Genomic DNA, 17,086 nt, shown 5'->3' on the forward strand with positions numbered 1-17,086 from the left:
GGTGGCCGCCGCCCTGGCGCGGGCGTCGGCGGCCTCGTTCATGCGGTGGCCGGCGTGGCCCCTGACCCACTCGAAGGCGACGTCGCGCCCGACGAGGGCCTCGTCGATGGCCTTGAGCAGCTCGACGTTGAGGACGGGCTTGCCGTCCCTCTTGCGCCAGCCCTTCCGCTTCCAGCCCGGCATCCACGTGGTGACCGAGTTGATGACGTACTGCGAGTCGCACAGGATCCGCAGCGGCTGGTCGGCGTCGACGGCCGTCGCGCGCAGCAGCTCGAGGACGGCCATGAGCTCGCCCATGTTGTTGGTGCCGCGCGGCCAGCCGCCGCTGGCCCAGTGCCCGTCGTCGACGTACCAGGCCCAGCCCGCCGGGCCGGGATTGGACAGGGAGGAGCCGTCTGCTGCAGCGATGATCACGCCCCCATTGTGCCCGCCGTGGCGTCCGGGGGGCCGGCGGGCAGACCGCCGAGGCTCCCAGCCGCCGAGTGCGCTAGTCTGCCTTGGGCTTAAGCAGCGATTCAGTTCTGCTCAAGGGGATTTCTTGAGGGCACGGCGAAGGGACGGGCTGCGCATGATGAGCACCATGGCATGGCAGGTCGTGGCGATGGTCGTCTACCTGGGGGCCATGGTCGCCATCGGTTTCTGGGGCAACCACCAGACCGTCGACCTCGACGACTACATGCTGGGCGGGCGCCGCCTGCCTCCCCTCGTCTCGGCCCTCAGCGCCGGCGCCGCCGACTCGAGCGGCTGGCTGCTCATGGGCCTGCCCGGCGCCGTCTACGCGTCCGGCCTGATCGAGGCGTGGATCGGCGTCGGCCTGACGGCCGGCGCCTGGCTCAACTGGAGGATCGTCGCCCCGCGGCTGCGCAGCTACACCGAGACGGCGCGCAACTCGATCACGATCCCCAGCTTCTACGGCAACCGCCTCCACGACGAGCACGGCATCCTGCGCACCATCACGGGCCTGATCATCCTGGTCTACTTCACCTTCTACATCTCCTCCGGCATGGTCTCCGGCGGCACCTTCTTCGAGTCGAGCTTCCATCTGCCGTACCTGTGGGGCATGCTGCTGGTGGCCGGCGTCACGGTGCTCTACACGCTCGTCGGCGGCTTCCTGGCCGTCTCGTGGACCGATGTCGTCCAGGGCCTCATGATGGTCTTCGCCCTCGTCGTGCTGCCGATCATCGGCATCATCAGGCTCGGCGGCCCGGGCCGGACGCTGACCGCGATACGCGGCGTCGACGTCGACCTGACCTCGCTCGTCCACGGCGGGACGATCATCGGCGTCGTATCCGCACTGGCCTGGGGACTGGGGTACTTCGGCCAGCCGCACATCCTCGTGCGCCTCATGGCGCTGAGCTCGCCCGCCGAGGCCGGGCAGGCCCGCCGCATCGGCATCGGCTGGATGGTCCTGTCCTATCTGGGGGCCGTCGCCACCGCCCTGGTCGGCGTGGCCGTCTACCAGCACGACGCCTCCCGGCTGGCCAATCCCGAGACGGTCTTCATCACGCTGGCCCAGTTGCTCTTCCATCCGCTCGTCGCCGGCTTCCTGCTGGCCGCCATCCTGGCCGCCATCATGTCGACGATCTCCAGCCAGTTGATCGTGACCTCCTCGGCCCTCGTCGAGGATCTCTACCGCGGGGCCACGCGCAGGCCCCTCTCCCCGGTCGGGGGCGTCTGGGCCGGCCGCATCGGCGTGCTCGCCGTGGCCGTCGTCGCCATGGCCATCGCCACCGGCCGCAGCGACACGATCCTCGGCCTGGTGGCCTTCGCCTGGGCCGGCTTCGGCGCGGGCTTCGGCCCGACCACCCTGCTGTCCCTGTGGTGGCGCAGGCTGACGAAGGCCGGAGCCGCCTGCGGCATGACCGCCGGCGCCGTACTCGTCTTCGTCTGGGACCGCCTCGGCGACGTCCACGGCGGCGTCTTCGATCTGTACGAGCTGCTGCCCGGCTTCTGCGCGAACCTGGTCGTCGCCGTCGTCGTCTCGCTGATCACCTACAGGCCGAACGCCGGGATCGACGAGGAGTTCACCCGGGCGGTGTCGCGCGCCAGCGCCTGAGGCGCGCACCGCGCGCAGGACCGTCCGATCCACGAGGAGCGGGGCGGCCCCGCTCCTCGTGCGTCCGGCCGTCAGCGCAGCGAGGTGTGGCGCTCGATGGCCCGCACGGCCCACCAGCCGAGCAGCACGGCCAGTACCGGACCGACGAACACGCTGCCGATGCCGATGACGCCCGGTTCCGCATCGGCCCGGATGGCGTCGAGGAGCGGCGCCGCCACGTTCTGGACGACGATGCGCTGGTCGGACAGGTCGACCCCGATGGGGATCACGAACATGGCGATCACCGCCAGCACCTGATTGACGACCTCGAGCAGTACGAAGCCGATGACCGGGGCGCCGAAGCCGAGGTGGTTCCACCTGGACTGGGCGCCGATGCTCAGGACGGCCGCACACTCCACGATCGTGCAGATCGCCGAGACCACGGACAGGACGATCAGTCCCCAGAACATCCTGGCCCCGATCGCCCGGGAGTACTCCGAGATCCGGTCGAGGAGGTCGCCGAGCGAGCCGCCACCGGGCACGGTGATCATCCAGGCGCGGAAGACGAGACCGAGCACGGCCACGGCGGCGCAGATGCCCGCCCAGATGCAGCCGTGGACGAGTTTGGCGGCGAAGATCGTCCGGCCGCGCACCGGCAGCGCGAAGGTGAGGTAGCCGCGCCGGCCGTACATCGTCCGCCAGTAGGCGACGCCCAGGTAGACGAGGACGACGACGGGCAGCGCGCCGAACACGAGCATTGCGAGCTGGGCGCTGAACGCGCCGAGGATGGGCACCGGGAGCATGCCCAGGCCGGTGAAGAGGAGGCCGGTGAGCACTCCCAGTCCGATGATGGCGAGACAGCCGCGCCCATGGGAGCGGAATTCCTGGCCGACGAGTGTGGTGAACATCAGCGGTACTCCTTGCGGAAGATGGCGTCCAGGCTCATGCCGTGGCTCTCGCGCAGGTCATCGGCGTCGCCGGCGAGCAGGATGCCGCCGGAGCTCATGGAGACCACCGAGTCGACGATCGGCTCGACGTCGGCGATGAGGTGGGTGGAGACGAGCATGAGGGCATTCGGGTCGAAGTCGCGCAGGATGCCGCTCAGGATGACCTCGCGGGCCGCGGGGTCAACGCCCGAGATGGGTTCGTCGAGCAGGTAGACGCGGGCGCGCCGGCTCATGACGAGAGCTATCTGGAGTTTCTGGCCCATGCCCTTGGACATCTCCTTGAGCGGGCGATCGGCGGGCAGGCCGAAGAAGCGCACCGTCTCGCGGGCCCTGTCGGCGTCGAAGTCGGCGAAGAAGCGGGCGTAGAGCTCGATGGCCTGTTCGGGGCGCAGGGCCGAGTCGAGGAAGTCCGCGTCGCCGAGGTAGGAGACGATCGCCTTCGTGGCCGGGCCGGGTGCGTGCCCGGCTATGGCGACCTCACCGGTCCAGTCGGCCAGCAGGCCGGCCAGTATCTTGATGAGGGTGGTCTTGCCGCAGCCGTTGGCGCCCATGAGGCCGATGATGCGTCCCGCCGGCAGGTCGAGGTCGAGGCCGTTCAGGGCGGTGGTACGGCGGTAGACCTTGGTCAGGGTCCTGATGCGGATCAGGGGCGCCGAGCCGTCCGGCGCCGGTGGGATGGCCAGTGGCCCGGGTCGTGTGTCAGTCCTCATGGAAGTTCCTGGTCGTTGGTGATCGGTTCGGGTCCGGCGGCGCCGGACCAGCACTGGATGAGCAGTTCGATGGCCTGGTCGAGATCGAGGCCGACAGCCGACGCATCGTCGCGGTAGGCCCGGGCGGCCCCCGCGGCGAGCTCCCGGCGGATCGCCTCGACCACCCCGTCGCCGGCGGCGACGAAGCGCCCCGAGGTGCGCTCCGTCGCGGTCAACCCGCTGCGGTCGAGTTCGGCGAGGGCGCGTTGCACGGTGTTCGGATTGACCCCGGCCTCCTGGGCGAGTTCGCGCACGCTGGGCACGCGTGATCCCGGCGGCCACCGGCCGGTGACGATGCGGCGCCGGAATCCCTCGACCAGTTGGACCCAGATCGGTCGGGTGTCGTCCACCTGCACGGGATCCTCCCTCCTGCTGGCCCCTGCCTCCCACGAGGACGGGCATCACGCCCGCCCCGATGTATTAATACAGTAATATAATTAGACAGCTGGCGCAAACCCGCACCGACGCATCGGAGCACCTGGACGAGCGGATCCGCCAGCGGCCCTCCCCGCGCGGAAGGCCGGGGCGCCCGCACCACCGCTCGGCGGGACGGGCTCTCCGCTGCTCCCTCCCCGCGGGGAGGGAGCAGCGGGCCCCGCCACAGGGTCCTGCACGGTCCCACCGGTCAGATGGCGCCGGCCGCGTGGACGAGCCCCTCGGCCGCGTCGAGGATGTAGCGGGTCTGGCCCTGCCAGTCGACCTCCTGGCCCCGATAGGGGCCGGTGGCCAATGAGATGGCGACACCGGCGGCGCGCAGGCGCAGCTGGACGGGATCGACGCGATGATCGAAGACCTCCATGAGGCCGCTGCGCAGCACGCCCACACGGGCGGTCTGCACCGGGTCCATGCGTTGCACGGTCGACAGGTGCGCGACGAGACAGGCCAGGTCGTCCGCCCGGTGGCCGGGGCCGCAGGCGTCGACGTCGAGCAGGCCGACGATGCGCCCGCCGGCCAGGTGGATCTGCCCCTCGTGGAAGTCCCCGTGCGTCGGCTCGACGCCCGGCTCCTGATCGGCGATGCCGCTCCGGATGATGGCGGTCATGGCGTCGAGGCGCTCGGCCTCGGCCGGCAGCTGGGTGGCGACGACACCGGCGTAGTGCATGACGGCATCGGCCCAGGCGGCCCGGCGCGGCATGGCGACCAGCCCGCCGGGCAGGGCGTCGAGCAGGCCGACGATCTGCTCGCCCGTCACCTGCGGTGCGGGTTCGAAGAGCAGGCGGGCCATCGGCAGTCCGGGCAGGGCCTCGGTGATGAGCAGATGGTCCGAGGTGACACCCATGATGCGCGGTACGGGCAGTCCGGCGCTGGTCAGGATCTCCAGGCACTCGACGGTCCGGGCCAGCTGCCCCGGACCCTGCACCTTGACGTAGAAGCTCGCCCCGCCGAGGACGTCGACGCGAATGACGGCGCGGCGCCTGGGCCGGTAGCTGACGACGCGGATGGTCAGCCGCGCCGGGTCGGGGACGCCGGCGATCAGCCCGCGGCGGGCGAGCACACCGGCGGCGGGACCGGCCCGGGTGATGCGCGGCAGGCCCGGCAGATCGGGATCGTCGGGGTAGATCCAGGTGGCGACCCGGCGGCCGTTGCGCTCGAAGATCCGGGCGCCGGCGTCCTCGGCGCCGGGGCCCTCGGGGCGGGCGGTGATGCCGACGAGTTCGGCGCGCCCGCCGTCGCCGGCCGTCCGGGCCCGGTAGGTGACGGTGAGGGCCCTGCCGGGCTCATGGTCGACGTGGTCCAGCCTGGCGCCGGTCATCTCGTGGCCCTGCGCGGCCAGAACCGTCGAGACGAGCTCGATTGCGCCCGGCCCGGTCAGCTCGGCGAAGATGCGGGCGTCCTCGCGCGCAGCGCGTCTCGAGGGCTCGCGCGCAGCGCGTCTCGAGGACTCGCGCGCAGCGCCGGGGCCGAGCCTGTCGAGGATCACGGCAGCACGCCCGGGGCCTGGTCGTCGGCGTGCTGCAGACCGGCGGCCAGCTGCGCGCGAGCCTGGGCGTCGGCGGCCATGGCAGCCGCATTGGAGCCTGCGGGCCGACCGGCCGACTCGCCGGCCAGATCCCCGCCCTGCTCGGTTCCGGTCTCGAGGGCCTGGACGCTGAGCCAGGCGATGCGGCGCCCGTCCATCTGGGTGACGCGCATCCGGAAGGGGTCGTCCGACGCGTCGCCGTCCGCCTCCCCGTCCGCATCGCCGTCGGCGGGGACCAGCCGGACGGTGATCGACTCGCCGACCCGCGGAATGGCGCCGAACCGGGCCATGAAGTAACCGGCCAGGGTGTCGTAGGGGCCCTCGGGCAGCAGGTGCCCGGTGACGCCGGCGAAGTCCTCGAGGGTGGTCATGCCGTCGATGTCGCGCTGCAGGCGATGGCGGCGGGTCTCGGGGTCGATGACGTCGTACTCGTCGGTGATGTCGCCGATGAGCTCCTCGACGAGATCCTCGAGCGTGACGATGCCGGCGGTGCCGCTGTACTCGTCCAGGACGACGGCCAGGTGGGAGTGGTCACGGCGCATGTCGGACAGGGCCCGCGGCACGCGCACCGTCTCGGGCAGGCGCAGCACGGGACGGACGATGCGGCGCAGCCTGGTGCCGCCGGCGTTCGCGGCCGGGCCCATCAGATCGCGCACGTGCAGGAAGCCGAGCACCCTGTCGGGCGAGTCGTCGATGACCGGGTACCGGCTGTGCGGGGAGTTCTGGACCTGGGCGACGGCCTGCTCGACGGTCATGTCGCCGGGCAGGAACTCCACCTCGGTGCGGGGCACCATGACCTCGCGCATCGAGTGCTCACCGGCGCTGAAGACCTCGTCGACGATGTGCTTCTGGTCGGCTCCCAGTGAGTCCGCATTGGTGACCATCGTGCGCAGCTCGTCGTCGCTGACCGCCTCCTTGCTCGCCCGGGGGTCCATGCCGACCAGACGCACGAGCAGATCGGTGCAGAAGCCGAGCGCCCAGATGAGCGGACGGAAGAAGCGCGCGACCGAGTTGATGGTGGGGGCCAGGGCCAGGGCGATCGCCTCGGGCCGCTGCAGGGCCAGGCGCTTGCTGAACAGCTCGCTGATGACGATCGAGCCGAACGAGATGAGCGCGGTGACGACGATGACGGCCAGCGCCTTGGCCAGGGACTCGCCGAGACCCCAGCGCGCGAACAGCGGGGCCACCCACTCCCCCGCCAGGGAGTCCGAGCCGAATGCCGATGACAGGAAGCCCGCCAGCGTCACGCCGATCTGGACGGCGGACAGGAAGCGGTTGGGGTTGCTCGTCAGCTGCTCGATGGCCCTGCCCCTGCTGCCGCGTCTGGCCAGCGAGACGATCTGGCTCTCGCGCAGCGAGACGAGGGCCATCTCGGCCGCCGAGAAGACACCGCCGACGAAGAACAGCAGGAGGATGAGCCCGAGGGACGCCCACAGCGGCATGTCAGCATCCCCTCGTCGGCAGGGCGCCGCGGCGGGTCGGACTATGGCCCTCCATGTCGGGGTCGGCCTCGGCGGAGGCGCTTCGGGCGCACAGGTGACTCACGCGTTCAGGATATCCGGCCGGCCGGAACCGGCCGGACCGGGCCACGGGCCCCGGCTCCCCGCCCGAGGCCGCCGGCTCCGATCACCGGCCCGGCGCCCGCAGGCGGCTCAGGCCCGTGCCCTGGTGAGGTTCTCGTCCAGGGCGGCCAGGAACTGCTCGGTGGTCAGGTACGGCTGGTCGGGTCCGACGAGGAGTGCCAGATCCCTGGTCATCCGGCCGGACTCGACGGTCTCGACGCAGACCCGCTCGAGGGTCCTGGCGAAGCCGGTGACCTCGGGGGTCCCGTCGAGCTCGCCCCGATGCCTCAACCCGCCGGTCCACGCGAAGATCGAGGCGATCGGATTGGTGCTGGTGGCCTCGCCGCGCTGGTGGGCGCGGAAGTGCCGGGTGACGGTGCCGTGGGCGGCCTCGGCCTCGACGGTGCGGCCGTCGGGGGTCATGAGGACGGAGGTCATGAGGCCGAGCGAGCCGAAGCCCTGGGCGACGGTGTCGGACTGGACGTCGCCGTCGTAGTTCTTGCAGGCCCACACGTAGCCGCCCTCCCACTTGAGGGAGCTGGCGACCATGTCGTCGATGAGGCGGTGCTCGTAGCCCAGGCCGGCGGCGGCGAACCGGTCCCTGTACTCCTCGTCGAAGACGCGGGCGAAGATGTCCTTGAAACGGCCGTCGTAGGCCTTCAGGATCGTGTTCTTGGTCGACAGGTACACCGGGTAGCCGCGCTGCAGGCCGTAGATGAAGCAGGCGCGGGCGAAGCCCTCGATGGACTCGTCCAGGTTGTACTGCACCTGGGCGACGCCCGGGCCCGGGTAGTCGTAGACGACGTGCTCGATCGGCTCGGCGCCGTCCTCGGGGGTGAAGGTGACGGTGAGCCTTCCCGGGCCGGGCACGCGGAAGTCGGTGGCCCTGTACTGGTCGCCGAAGGCGTGCCGGGCGACGACGATCGGCCTGGTCCAGCCGGGCACCAGGCGCGGGATGTTCGAGACGACGATGGGCTCGCGGAAGATCGTGCCGCCCAGGATGTTGCGGATCGTGCCGTTGGGCGAGCGCCACATCCTCTTCAGGCCGAACTCGGCGACACGGGCCTCGTCGGGGGTGATGGTGGCGCACTTGACGCCGACGCCGTGCCTCCTGATCGCATTGGCGGCGTCGACGGTGACCTGGTCGTCGGTGGCGTCGCGGCTGGTGATGCCGAGGTCGTAGTACTCGAGGTCGACGTCCAGGTACGGCAGGATCAGACGATCCTTGATGAACTGCCAGATGACCCGGGTCATCTCGTCGCCGTCGAGCTCCACGACAGTGCCCGCGACCCTGATCCTGCCGCCCATCGGCGCTCCCTCCGCCTCGAGTGATCCCTCGGCGTCAAGATATCCGACTGACCGGGCGCGTCCCCGACCGGCCCACCCACTGGGCCGGGAACGGACCGCGGAAGACGTCGGCCGCACCACCGCCCGAACGCCGCCCCACCGGCTCCGCACGTTCTCCCGAATGGGCGCCCCGGCCGTCGGGAGGGCGGGCCGGGGCGGTAGTGTCGGCAGCAACCCACTCAATGGATGAGGAGAAGCTCTTGAGCACTACACCCGTCAAGGTGGCAGTCACCGGTGCCGCCGGCCAGATCTGCTACAGCCTGTTGTTCCGCATCGCCTCCGGTTCACTTCTCGGGGACACGCCGGTCGAGCTGCGCCTGCTCGAGATCACCCCGGCCCTGCCCCGTCTTGAGGGCGTCGTCATGGAGCTGGACGACTGCGCGTTCCCGAATCTCGCGGGCGTCGAGATCGGCGACGATCCCGAGAAGGTCTTCGACGGCGTCGACCTGGCCATGCTCGTCGGCGCCATGCCCCGCAAGGAGGGCATGGACCGCAGCGACCTGCTGAGCGCCAACGGCAAGATCTTCACCGCCCAGGGCGCCGCCCTCAACATGGCCGCCGCCTCGGATGTGAAGGTGCTCGTCACCGGCAACCCGGCCAATACCAATGCGCTGATCGCCATGGACAACGCGCCCGACATCCCGAACGAGCGCTTCAGCGCCCTGACCCGCCTCGACCACAACCGGGCCAAGACGCAGCTCGCCAAGAAGCTCGGCGTCAACGTCGGCGAGGTCACCAACATGACCATCTGGGGCAACCACTCCAACACCCAGTACCCGGATCTGTTCAACGCCAAGGTCGGCGGCAAGCGCGCCTTCGACCTGGTCGATGACCAGGACTGGTACGAGAACGAGTACATCCCCACCGTCGCCAAGCGCGGTGGCGCCGTGATCAAGGCCCGCGGCGCCTCTTCGGCGGCCTCCGCGGCCAATGCGACCGTCGAGGCCATGCATGACTGGGTGCTCGGCACCCCCGAGGGCGACTGGGTCTCCATGTCGGTCGTCTCCGATGGCTCCTACGGCGTTCCCGAGGGCCTCATCTCCTCGTTCCCCGTCACCATCAAGGACGGCAAGTACGAGATCGTCCAGGGTCTGGAGATCAACGACTTCGGCAGGAAGAAGATCGCCGAGACCGTCGCCGAGCTGCAGACCGAGCAGGGCGCCGTGCGCGAGCTCGGCCTCATCTGAATCCGATGGATCTGATCGGCCGAGTCGCCATCGCCTGATCGGCGGGGCGGCCCGCCGATCAGCATCGCGGGCACGCCGCACGGCGAAGCGCGGTGCCCGCGGGCGCCGGGCATCACAGACGACAGGTCTGCGTGTACCCGATGCCCGCAGTGTACGAGCGGGTCTCCTGGTCGACCTCGGAGTAGAAGCCGTCGGGGCTCTCGGTGAGGGGGAGCTCCCGTACGCCGGCGTCGGCCGCGCCGACGAGAACCGCCATCTGCCACAGGCGGGTCCTCGTGTCGAGCCGGATGTCGGGCGCGATCCGCCACCCGATGCCGGGCCAGTCGCCCGGACGGGACCTGAGCCTCGCCGCGACGGCCCCGAAGACCTCGCCGGCCCGGCGAGCCCGACCGTTCTGCCCCTCCGGGTCGTCCACCCAGGCGCCGTCGATGAGCACCCGGCCCTGCCGGCTGCGCACATAGGCCAGGGCCGTCCGGCCGTCGACGTGATGGGGGCCGGCGGTGATGTCGAGGGCGGCCCGCTCGTCGCGCATGTCGTGCCGAACGCTGATGTCGATGCCCCCGAGGGCGTCCACGAGTTCGACGAAGGCCCGCAGGTTGACCGCCACCACGTGGTCGGCGGGGATGTTGAGGGTCAGACAGGTCTGATCGACGAGGACCTGCGGGTCGTCGCGCCAGGCCAGCCCGAGCCGTCCCGACAGGCCCGAGCCGATCGGGTAGCGCACATCGCGCCGCACGCTCGTCAGATGCCACTGGCCGTCGCTGCGCGTCGCGACGAGGATGACATCGGCATTGGCCGCCGCATCGCGGCTGCCGTCCTGGTCGCCGATGTCGGTTCCCTCAGCCTGCTGCGTGCGGTCGTCCAGCCCCAGGATCAGCCAGGTGGTCGGGCCCTCGCCGGTGGGCATGCGCAGGACGGCATCGGCGAAGCGCCCGTCGTACACGCCCAGGGCGACGGCGGTCACCAGCGCGAGCAGGGCGACGAGGCCGACAAGACGCGACAGCACCCGGTGACGTCGGACGAGATCACCGGGTGCCGTCATCGATGATGCGCGATGTCAGTGCCTGCGACGCAGGGCCGCGGCACCGGCCGCGGCCACCGCACCACCGGCCAGGCCGAGGCCCGCCAGGTCGGCGGTGCCGGAGCCGGTCTTCGGCAGGGACTGGGGACGAGTGGTCTTGGTGGTGGTGTTCTCGGGCTGGGACTGGGTCACGGCCGGATCAGCAGGGGCGGCGTCCTGGGGGCTGCCGGCGCTCTCGGGGGCATTCCAGTAGTAGCCGACGCTGGCCGTCACGGATGCGCCGTCGGCGTCGACGCCGGCGGCCTCGAGACGGAAGTTGCCGCTCTCGTCGTACGGCAGGACGACCGACAGCGTGATGGCCCCGCTGCCGTCGGCCGTCACGGTCCAGCTGTGCAGGACCTCATCGGAGGCGCGGTTGTAGTCGGAATCGGCCTTGTACAGGTTGACGGCGACCTCGGTGCCGGGGCCGAATCCCGAGCCGGTGATGGTGACGGTGTCACCCGAGCTCCAGGAGCTGGGGGTGATGTCGAGAACGCCCTCCTGATTCACCGTGGCGGTGGCGGAGGCGGTGGTGCCGTCGGCTTCGTAGGTGTTGCAGTACAGATCCGCGGTGACCCGGCCGGTACCGACATAGCCGATGTCGATCGTGTCGACGGCAGGAACGCCCCCGTGGCTGGGAACGGCGACGGAGCCCTGCGCCACGCCGCCGTAGGAGACGACGATCGTACCGCCCCACCCGGCGTCGCAGTACGCGTCGGCGCTGATGTCGTGCGCGGAGGGCTGGTTGAGGGTCAGCGCATCAGCGGGATCCGCCATGGCGCTGCCCGCGCCCAGAACGATGCCCGCGCCCACGAGGACGGTAGTTGAGAGACCGGCTGCGGTCTTCTTCAGAATCGACATGGTCAGGGTTCTCCTAGTGGTTCTGGGCGCACCACCCTGGCGCACCCCGGAAGTACCCCCACCGTATGACAATTCATGGAATCCTCTCAAGAATCTCGAAGGGTGAACATAGTTGAATCGACACCCATCCGGGAGAAACCGCTTGTCGAGTCGATGAGCCGAAAAACAATTTAAAAATAGATCATCTCAGGAGAGAAGAAGAATTCTCAGGCAGGCCCCTCGCCAGGCCTTGCGCGGCCGGCTGGAGGCGCCCACCCGGGCGTCCTCCCGGGCCCGCGGCGCCGACCGCGGTCGCAGGCGCCCCGCAGGGAGGCCGGAAGGTCACTGGGGAGGCACGACGAGTGCCACGAGCCAGACGATGGCACCGGTGCCGAGCATGAGCCCCACGTCGAACCAGCGCTTGCGCACGGCGAGCATTCCGGCCCACCGCGTGGGCAGCGCCCAACGGGCGATTCCCCCGGCGAGGGCCGCGGCCCCCATGACGAAGGCGCCGCGGCGCCAGTGCCCCGAGGCGGCGACGGCCATGCCGACGACGAACAGGAGCAGCACGGCGCCGGCGGGCAGCTGGAGGCGGCGCTCCCCCACCGCCGGGTCGTCGCCGAGCGGCTCGATCTTCTCGACGGGGGGCAGGTCGGTGGCCAGGGGGGAGGGCCCGCGCCTGGACCGGGCGGCGCTCATGATGAGCGTGGGCCGGCCAGCTTCTCGGCGCGATCGACCACATTGGCCAGGAGCATGGCCCGCGTCATCGGGCCGACGCCGCCGGGGTTGGGCGTGACATGGCCGGCGACGTCCCACACGTCCGGTGTGAAATCGCCGACCGGCTTGCCGTCGACCCGGGTAACGCCCACGTCGATGACGACGGCGCCGGGCTTGAGCATCCCGCCGGTGATGAGGCCGGGACGCCCGGCGGCGCCCACGACGATGTCGGCCCGGCGGGTCTGCTCCGTCAGGTCCCTCGTGCCGGTGTGGCACAGGGTGACCGTCGCGTTGTTCTCCCGGGAGCTCAGCAGCAGGCTGAGCGGGCGGCCCACCGTGGTGCCCCGCCCGACGACGCACACCTGGGCGCCGTCGAGCGGGATCCCGTAGCGGCGAAGCAGCTCGACGATGCCGCGCGGCGTGCACGGCTGCGGTCCGGGCTGGCCCAGGACGAGCTTGCCGAGGCTGTCCGCGGTCAGGCCGTCGGCGTCCTTGTCGGGGTCGATGAGCTCCAGCACCCAGTTGGGGTCGATGTGCGCCGGCAGCGGCAGCTGCACGATGTACCCGGTGCACATGGCCGAGTCGTTGAGCACCCGGATGGAGCGCTCGACCTGCTCGGGCGTGGCATCGGCCGCCAGATCGACCCTGAACGACTCGATGCCCACCTCCTCGCAGTCACGGTGCTTGCCGTTGACGTAGACCTGGCTGGCCGGGTCGTCCCCGACCAGGACGGTGCCCAGGCCGACCGTCGCGCCCTGCTCGCGCAGCGCGTGGACGCGGGTCCTGAGCTCGGCCTTGATCTGGGCGGCGACGGCCTCGCCGTCCATTCGAATTGCTGTTGTCATGCGACGTGCACCTTCTCTCGTCAGTGGAAGAAGTGTCGGTTGCCGGTGAGGTACATCGTGGCCCCGGCCCGCCGGGCGGCGTCGACGGTCTGGTCGTCGCGGATCGAGCCGCCGGGCTGGACGATGGCGCGCACGCCGGCGTCGAGCAGGATCTGCGGGCCGTCGCTGAACGGGAAGAAGGCGTCCGAGGCGGCCACGGAGCCCCTGGCGCGTTCGCCGGCGCGCTGGACGGCCAGACGGCAGGAGTCGACGCGGTTGACCTGGCCCATGCCGACGCCCACGGAGGCGCCGTCATGGGCGAGCAGGACGGCGTTGGACTTGACCGAGCGGCAGGCCCTCCAGGCGAAGAGCAGGTCGGCGAGGGTGTCCTCGTCGGCCTGCTCGCCGGCCACGAGCCGCCAGTTCGCCGTCTCATCGCCGGGCGCGTCGAGGCGGTCGGGCCCGCTGACGAGGACGCCGCCGGAGACCTCGCGCCACATGTACGGCGCGAAGGCGAAGTCCTCGGCCTTCAGGATGCGCAGGTTCCTCTTGGTCCGGAGCAGTTCCAGGGCGGCGGGCTCGTAGTCGGGGGCGACGATGACCTCGGTGAAGATCTCCTTCACCGTCCGGGCCATTTCGAGGCCGACGGGCCGGTTGGCGGCGATGACGCCGCCGTAGGCCGACACCGGGTCGCAGGCGTGGGCCTTGCGGTGGGCCTCGGCGATGTCGGCGCCGACGGCGATGCCGCACGGGTTGGCGTGCTTGATGATCGCGACGGCCGGTTCGTCGAAGTCGTAGGCGGCGCGGCGGGCGGCGTCGGTGTCGGTGTAGTTGTTGTAGCTCATGGCCTTGCCACCGAGCAGCTCGGCGCCGACCAGGCCGGCAGCGGCACCGGCGATCGAGTAGACGGCGGCGCCCTGGTGGGAGTTCTCGCCGTAGCGCAGGTCGCGGACCTTGGTGGCCGCGAAGCCGGTGAAGCCGGGCATGCCCTCCTCGGTGGTCCGCTCGGACATCCAGGTGGCCACGGCCGCGTCGTAGGAGGCGGTGTGGGCGAAGGCCCGCGCGGCCAGGGCGCGGCGCTGCGCGAGCGTGAAACCGCCGTCGGCGAGCGCCGCGGTGAGCTCGTCGTACTGGCCGGGGTCGGTGATGATGGCCACCGACGGATGGTTCTTGGCGGCGGCGCGGACCATCGAGGGGCCGCCGATGTCGATCTGCTCGATGCAGGCGTCGAAGTCGGCGCCCGAGGCGACGGTCCGGGTGAACGGGTAGAGGTTCGACACGACCAGGTCGAAGGGCTCGATGCCGAGCTCGCCGAGCTGGGCCCGGTGCGACCCGAGGCGGCGATCGGCGAGGATGCCGGCATGCACCACCGGGTGCAATGTCTTGACACGGCCATCCAGGCACTCGGGGAAGCCGGTGAGCTCCTCGACCGGGGTCACGTCGATCCCCGCCCCGGAGAGCTTCGCGGCGGTGGAGCCGGTCGAGACGATCTCGACGCCGGCCGCCGCCAGGGCCCTGCCGAGCTCGACGAGGCCGGTCTTGTCGTAGACGCTGACCAGGGCGCGCCGGATCGGATCACGGGTGGTGTCCTCGCTCATCGCCTGACCTTTCTCGCTCCGGACTGCCGGTGCCGCGCCGCCAGCTCGTTGACGGTCCTGACCAACAAGGTGCGCTCGGACACCTTGATGCGCTCGTGCAATGTCGTCTCGTCGTCGCCGGGGAGGATCTCGACGGGGACCTGGGCGATCAACCGGCCGGTGTCGACGCCCTCGTCGACCCAGAAGATGGAGCACCCGGTGCTCGTCGCACCCGCCTCGAGCGCGTCGCGAACGGCGTGGGCGCCGGGGAAGGCGGGCAGCAGGGCCGGGTGGGAGTTGATGATGCGGTCGCCGAAGCGGTCCGTGAAGGGGGCGCCGAGGAGCTTCATGAAGCCGGCCAGGACGATGAGATCGGGCTCGTGACGGGCCACCGCATCGGCGAACTCCCGGTCCCAGGCCTCGCGCTCCGCCGAGCCGCGGGGCAGCAGCCTGGGCATGGGCACCACGAAGGTGGGCACGCCCGCCCGGCGGGCACGCGCGACACCGGCACAGCTGCCGGTCTCCGAGCCCACGGCCACGAGCCGGGCGTCGAGACGGCCCTCGGCCTGGGCGTCGAGAAGAGCCTGCAGGAGCGTGCCGGAGCCGGAGACGAGAACGACCACGCGATAACCCACGGCCGTCAGTCTAGCCCGCGGGGGCCTCCCCAGTCGCCCCGCGACCACATCGCAGGGCTGTGCAGAAACCGCCGACCATGCCGCCGGCCCCCAGCACGGTGGGGGCCAGCACGGCAAGACGGGTCAGGACGGGACCCATCTCGGCGAGACGCTGCGTGCCGAGCGCGCCACGGGAGAACAGGGCCAGGCAGAACAGGAGCAGGGCGGCGATGACGCCGACCACCAGACCGGACAGGGCGCCCTCGGCGGGGTCGAGGGCGCGCCGGGGCAGGGCCCGATGCGCCTCGTCGCAGCGGGCCCGCACGCAGACGTGGGCGCCCAGCGCCCCGGCGCAGGCCGCCGCCAGGAGCCAGACGGCCACCAGCGCCGGTCCGGTGTCACCGGTCGACACGGCAGCGAGGAGGGGGATGGCCGGCAGGTCGCCGGCGGACGAGCCGACAGGGGCCACCAGGGCGTCCCGCCCCAGGAGGAAGCCGGCGCCGAGCACCCAGGAAGCGGCCCAGACCACCACCGACGGCACCCACAGCATCTGGGCGAGCGAGAGGGCCACGGAGCCCGGCCCTCCGGCGCCGAGCGACTCGTGCACGCCGGTGACGGTCGAGCGGTTGGCGACCAGGACGACGGCCAGGCGCGCGCACCCGAGCAGGATGACGCCAGCGGCGGCGGCAGCGGCCCCTGCAAGGATCCCGGTCGACCAGCCGCCCTGGCTGAGGCCCATGGGCGCCCAGCCGAGCGCACGGCCGGCCGCCGGCAGGGAGCAACCGCCGCCGATGAGGAGCCCGCAGACCAGGGCGCGCCCGGCGCCAACGGGCTGGCCCACCAGGACCGTCGCGGCGATGAGAACGACCGCATAGGAGCCCCCGAACCACAGGGCCAGGCGGCAGGACAGGGCCCGCAGGTCGGACTGCTGGCGCGCCCGGGCCGGCCCCTCGATGAGCTCGTCGGCGGCGCGCCGGGCGATGTTGCCCGACGACTTGACGACCATGAGGACGATCAGCGCGGTGAGGCCGAGCGGGACGAGCCCGATCGCGCCGCCGCCGGTACTGGCGGGCACGCCGTTGGCAAGCAGCCAGATGCGCCCCGAGACGACGAGTACGGCGCCGAAACCGATCTCGGGCCGGGACACCCACACCAGGCAGCAGACGACCATGACGGGCGCCCAGCTCGCGAAGGCCACGCCGATCGCCGCGAAGATGACGGCGCTGCGCCAGGACAGGCCCGCGAGGAGGGCGCGCAGACCGCCCCTGCGCGTACCCGCGGGCTCCCCACCGGGATCATTGGCAGAAGACATCGCACCTCCATCGACCGGCCCGACAATACCGGACCCGGCCGGGCCGGTCGGTGCGCGGCGGCGGGGGGCGGTGGCCCGGTCTCAGAGCTTCTCGAGGGGGGCGAACTTCAGCGCCAGTCGCTTGATGCCGCCCGAGCCGAAATCGACGTCGGCCCTGGCGGCATCGCCGCTGCCGCTGGTCGCGACGACCTCGCCCAGGCCGAAGCCGGAGTGCAGCACGCGGTCGCCGACCTCGAGCGAGACCGCCCGGGGCGCCGATCCGGCCCCGGCGGTGCCGGGCATGCGGCCCCTGCCCGAGCCGAACGCCGGCGCGGAGCCGTCCCGACCGGGCTGGCCGGCGGCGCGCCGGGAGGCG

16 protein-coding genes and 1 pseudogene are annotated in these 17,086 nt (G+C 71.4%); 2 read left to right on the forward strand and 15 right to left on the reverse strand.

The window, feature by feature from the left end:
- The coding region (locus R2N01_RS08545) for a ribonuclease H (RefSeq protein ID WP_316670304.1) at positions 1-414 on the reverse strand (414 nt) is incomplete at its 3' end.
- A 166-nt stretch (positions 415-580) separates the two neighbouring features.
- Here R2N01_RS08545 and putP point away from each other — a divergent pair.
- Positions 581-2,056, forward strand: a complete 1,476-nt coding sequence (gene putP / locus R2N01_RS08550; RefSeq protein ID WP_316670305.1) for a sodium/proline symporter PutP — start codon at positions 581-583, stop codon at positions 2,054-2,056.
- A gap of 71 nt (positions 2,057-2,127) precedes the next feature.
- On the opposite strand, the gene R2N01_RS08555 is transcribed toward putP, so the two are convergent.
- The 6 genes from R2N01_RS08555 to R2N01_RS08580 all read right to left on the reverse strand — a co-directional run bounded on the left by R2N01_RS08555 (position 2,128) and on the right by R2N01_RS08580 (position 8,561).
- Positions 2,128-2,943: a hypothetical protein gene (locus R2N01_RS08555; RefSeq protein ID WP_316670306.1), complete on the reverse strand. Its 816-nt coding sequence runs from the start codon at positions 2,941-2,943 to the stop codon at positions 2,128-2,130.
- Positions 2,943-3,692: an ABC transporter ATP-binding protein gene (locus R2N01_RS08560; protein ID WP_316670307.1), complete on the reverse strand. Its 750-nt coding sequence runs from the start codon at positions 3,690-3,692 to the stop codon at positions 2,943-2,945. Before R2N01_RS08560 ends, R2N01_RS08555 begins: the two co-directional genes overlap by 1 nt.
- The gene (locus tag R2N01_RS08565) at positions 3,689-4,081 is read right to left on the reverse strand and encodes a GntR family transcriptional regulator (RefSeq protein ID WP_316670308.1); all 393 of its coding nucleotides are present in this window, start codon (positions 4,079-4,081) and stop codon (positions 3,689-3,691) included. Before R2N01_RS08565 ends, R2N01_RS08560 begins: the two co-directional genes overlap by 4 nt.
- Before the next feature lie 275 nt (positions 4,082-4,356).
- Positions 4,357-5,652: a phosphotransferase gene (locus R2N01_RS08570; RefSeq protein ID WP_316670309.1), complete on the reverse strand. Its 1,296-nt coding sequence runs from the start codon at positions 5,650-5,652 to the stop codon at positions 4,357-4,359.
- Complete coding sequence (locus R2N01_RS08575; RefSeq protein ID WP_316670310.1) at positions 5,649-7,133, reverse strand: hemolysin family protein; 1,485 nt, start codon at positions 7,131-7,133, stop codon at positions 5,649-5,651. The genes R2N01_RS08570 and R2N01_RS08575 overlap by 4 nt, the downstream gene beginning before the upstream one ends.
- Positions 7,134-7,343: 210 nt before the next feature.
- Positions 7,344-8,561, reverse strand: coding sequence for an NADP-dependent isocitrate dehydrogenase (locus R2N01_RS08580; protein ID WP_316670312.1), 1,218 nt, complete (start codon positions 8,559-8,561; stop codon positions 7,344-7,346).
- A gap of 239 nt (positions 8,562-8,800) precedes the next feature.
- Between R2N01_RS08580 and R2N01_RS08585 the strand changes: the two genes are divergently transcribed.
- Entirely contained in the window at positions 8,801-9,787 is a 987-nt protein-coding gene (locus tag R2N01_RS08585) for a malate dehydrogenase (protein ID WP_316670314.1), read from the forward strand.
- Between the two features lie 112 nt (positions 9,788-9,899).
- Here the strand turns inward: R2N01_RS08585 and R2N01_RS08590 are convergent, their stop codons facing one another.
- The 8 genes and pseudogenes from R2N01_RS08590 to R2N01_RS08625 form a co-directional block, all read right to left on the reverse strand.
- Positions 9,900-10,829: an LCP family protein gene (locus tag R2N01_RS08590; RefSeq protein WP_316670317.1), complete on the reverse strand. Its 930-nt coding sequence runs from the start codon at positions 10,827-10,829 to the stop codon at positions 9,900-9,902.
- A 15-nt stretch (positions 10,830-10,844) separates the two neighbouring features.
- Complete coding sequence (locus R2N01_RS08595; RefSeq protein WP_316670319.1) at positions 10,845-11,708, reverse strand: LPXTG cell wall anchor domain-containing protein; 864 nt, start codon at positions 11,706-11,708, stop codon at positions 10,845-10,847.
- A gap of 321 nt (positions 11,709-12,029) precedes the next feature.
- Complete coding sequence (locus R2N01_RS08600; RefSeq protein ID WP_316670321.1) at positions 12,030-12,386, reverse strand: DUF3017 domain-containing protein; 357 nt, start codon at positions 12,384-12,386, stop codon at positions 12,030-12,032.
- Positions 12,383-13,249 (reverse strand): bifunctional methylenetetrahydrofolate dehydrogenase/methenyltetrahydrofolate cyclohydrolase, encoded by an 867-nt coding sequence (locus R2N01_RS08605; protein WP_316670323.1) that lies wholly within the window; start codon positions 13,247-13,249, stop codon positions 12,383-12,385. The genes R2N01_RS08600 and R2N01_RS08605 overlap by 4 nt, the downstream gene beginning before the upstream one ends.
- Before the next feature lie 20 nt (positions 13,250-13,269).
- Positions 13,270-14,826 (reverse strand): bifunctional phosphoribosylaminoimidazolecarboxamide formyltransferase/IMP cyclohydrolase, encoded by a 1,557-nt coding sequence (purH, locus tag R2N01_RS08610; protein WP_316670325.1) that lies wholly within the window; start codon positions 14,824-14,826, stop codon positions 13,270-13,272.
- Positions 14,823-15,440 carry a phosphoribosylglycinamide formyltransferase gene (purN, locus tag R2N01_RS08615; RefSeq protein WP_316670327.1) on the reverse strand — a complete coding sequence of 206 codons (618 nt, stop codon included), beginning with the start codon at positions 15,438-15,440 and terminating at the stop codon, positions 14,823-14,825. Before purN ends, purH begins: the two co-directional genes overlap by 4 nt.
- A gap of 10 nt (positions 15,441-15,450) precedes the next feature.
- Positions 15,451-16,731 carry a DUF6350 family protein gene (locus tag R2N01_RS08620; protein ID WP_316670328.1) on the reverse strand — a complete coding sequence of 427 codons (1,281 nt, stop codon included), beginning with the start codon at positions 16,729-16,731 and terminating at the stop codon, positions 15,451-15,453.
- Positions 16,732-16,812: 81 nt separating this feature from the next.
- A pseudogene (locus tag R2N01_RS08625) lies at positions 16,813-17,086 on the reverse strand (ATP-dependent DNA helicase PcrA); the annotation flags it as partial.

It is taken from the genome of uncultured Propionibacterium sp., assembly GCF_963539965.1.
Taxonomy (GTDB): Bacteria; Actinomycetota; Actinomycetes; order Propionibacteriales; family Propionibacteriaceae; genus Propionibacterium.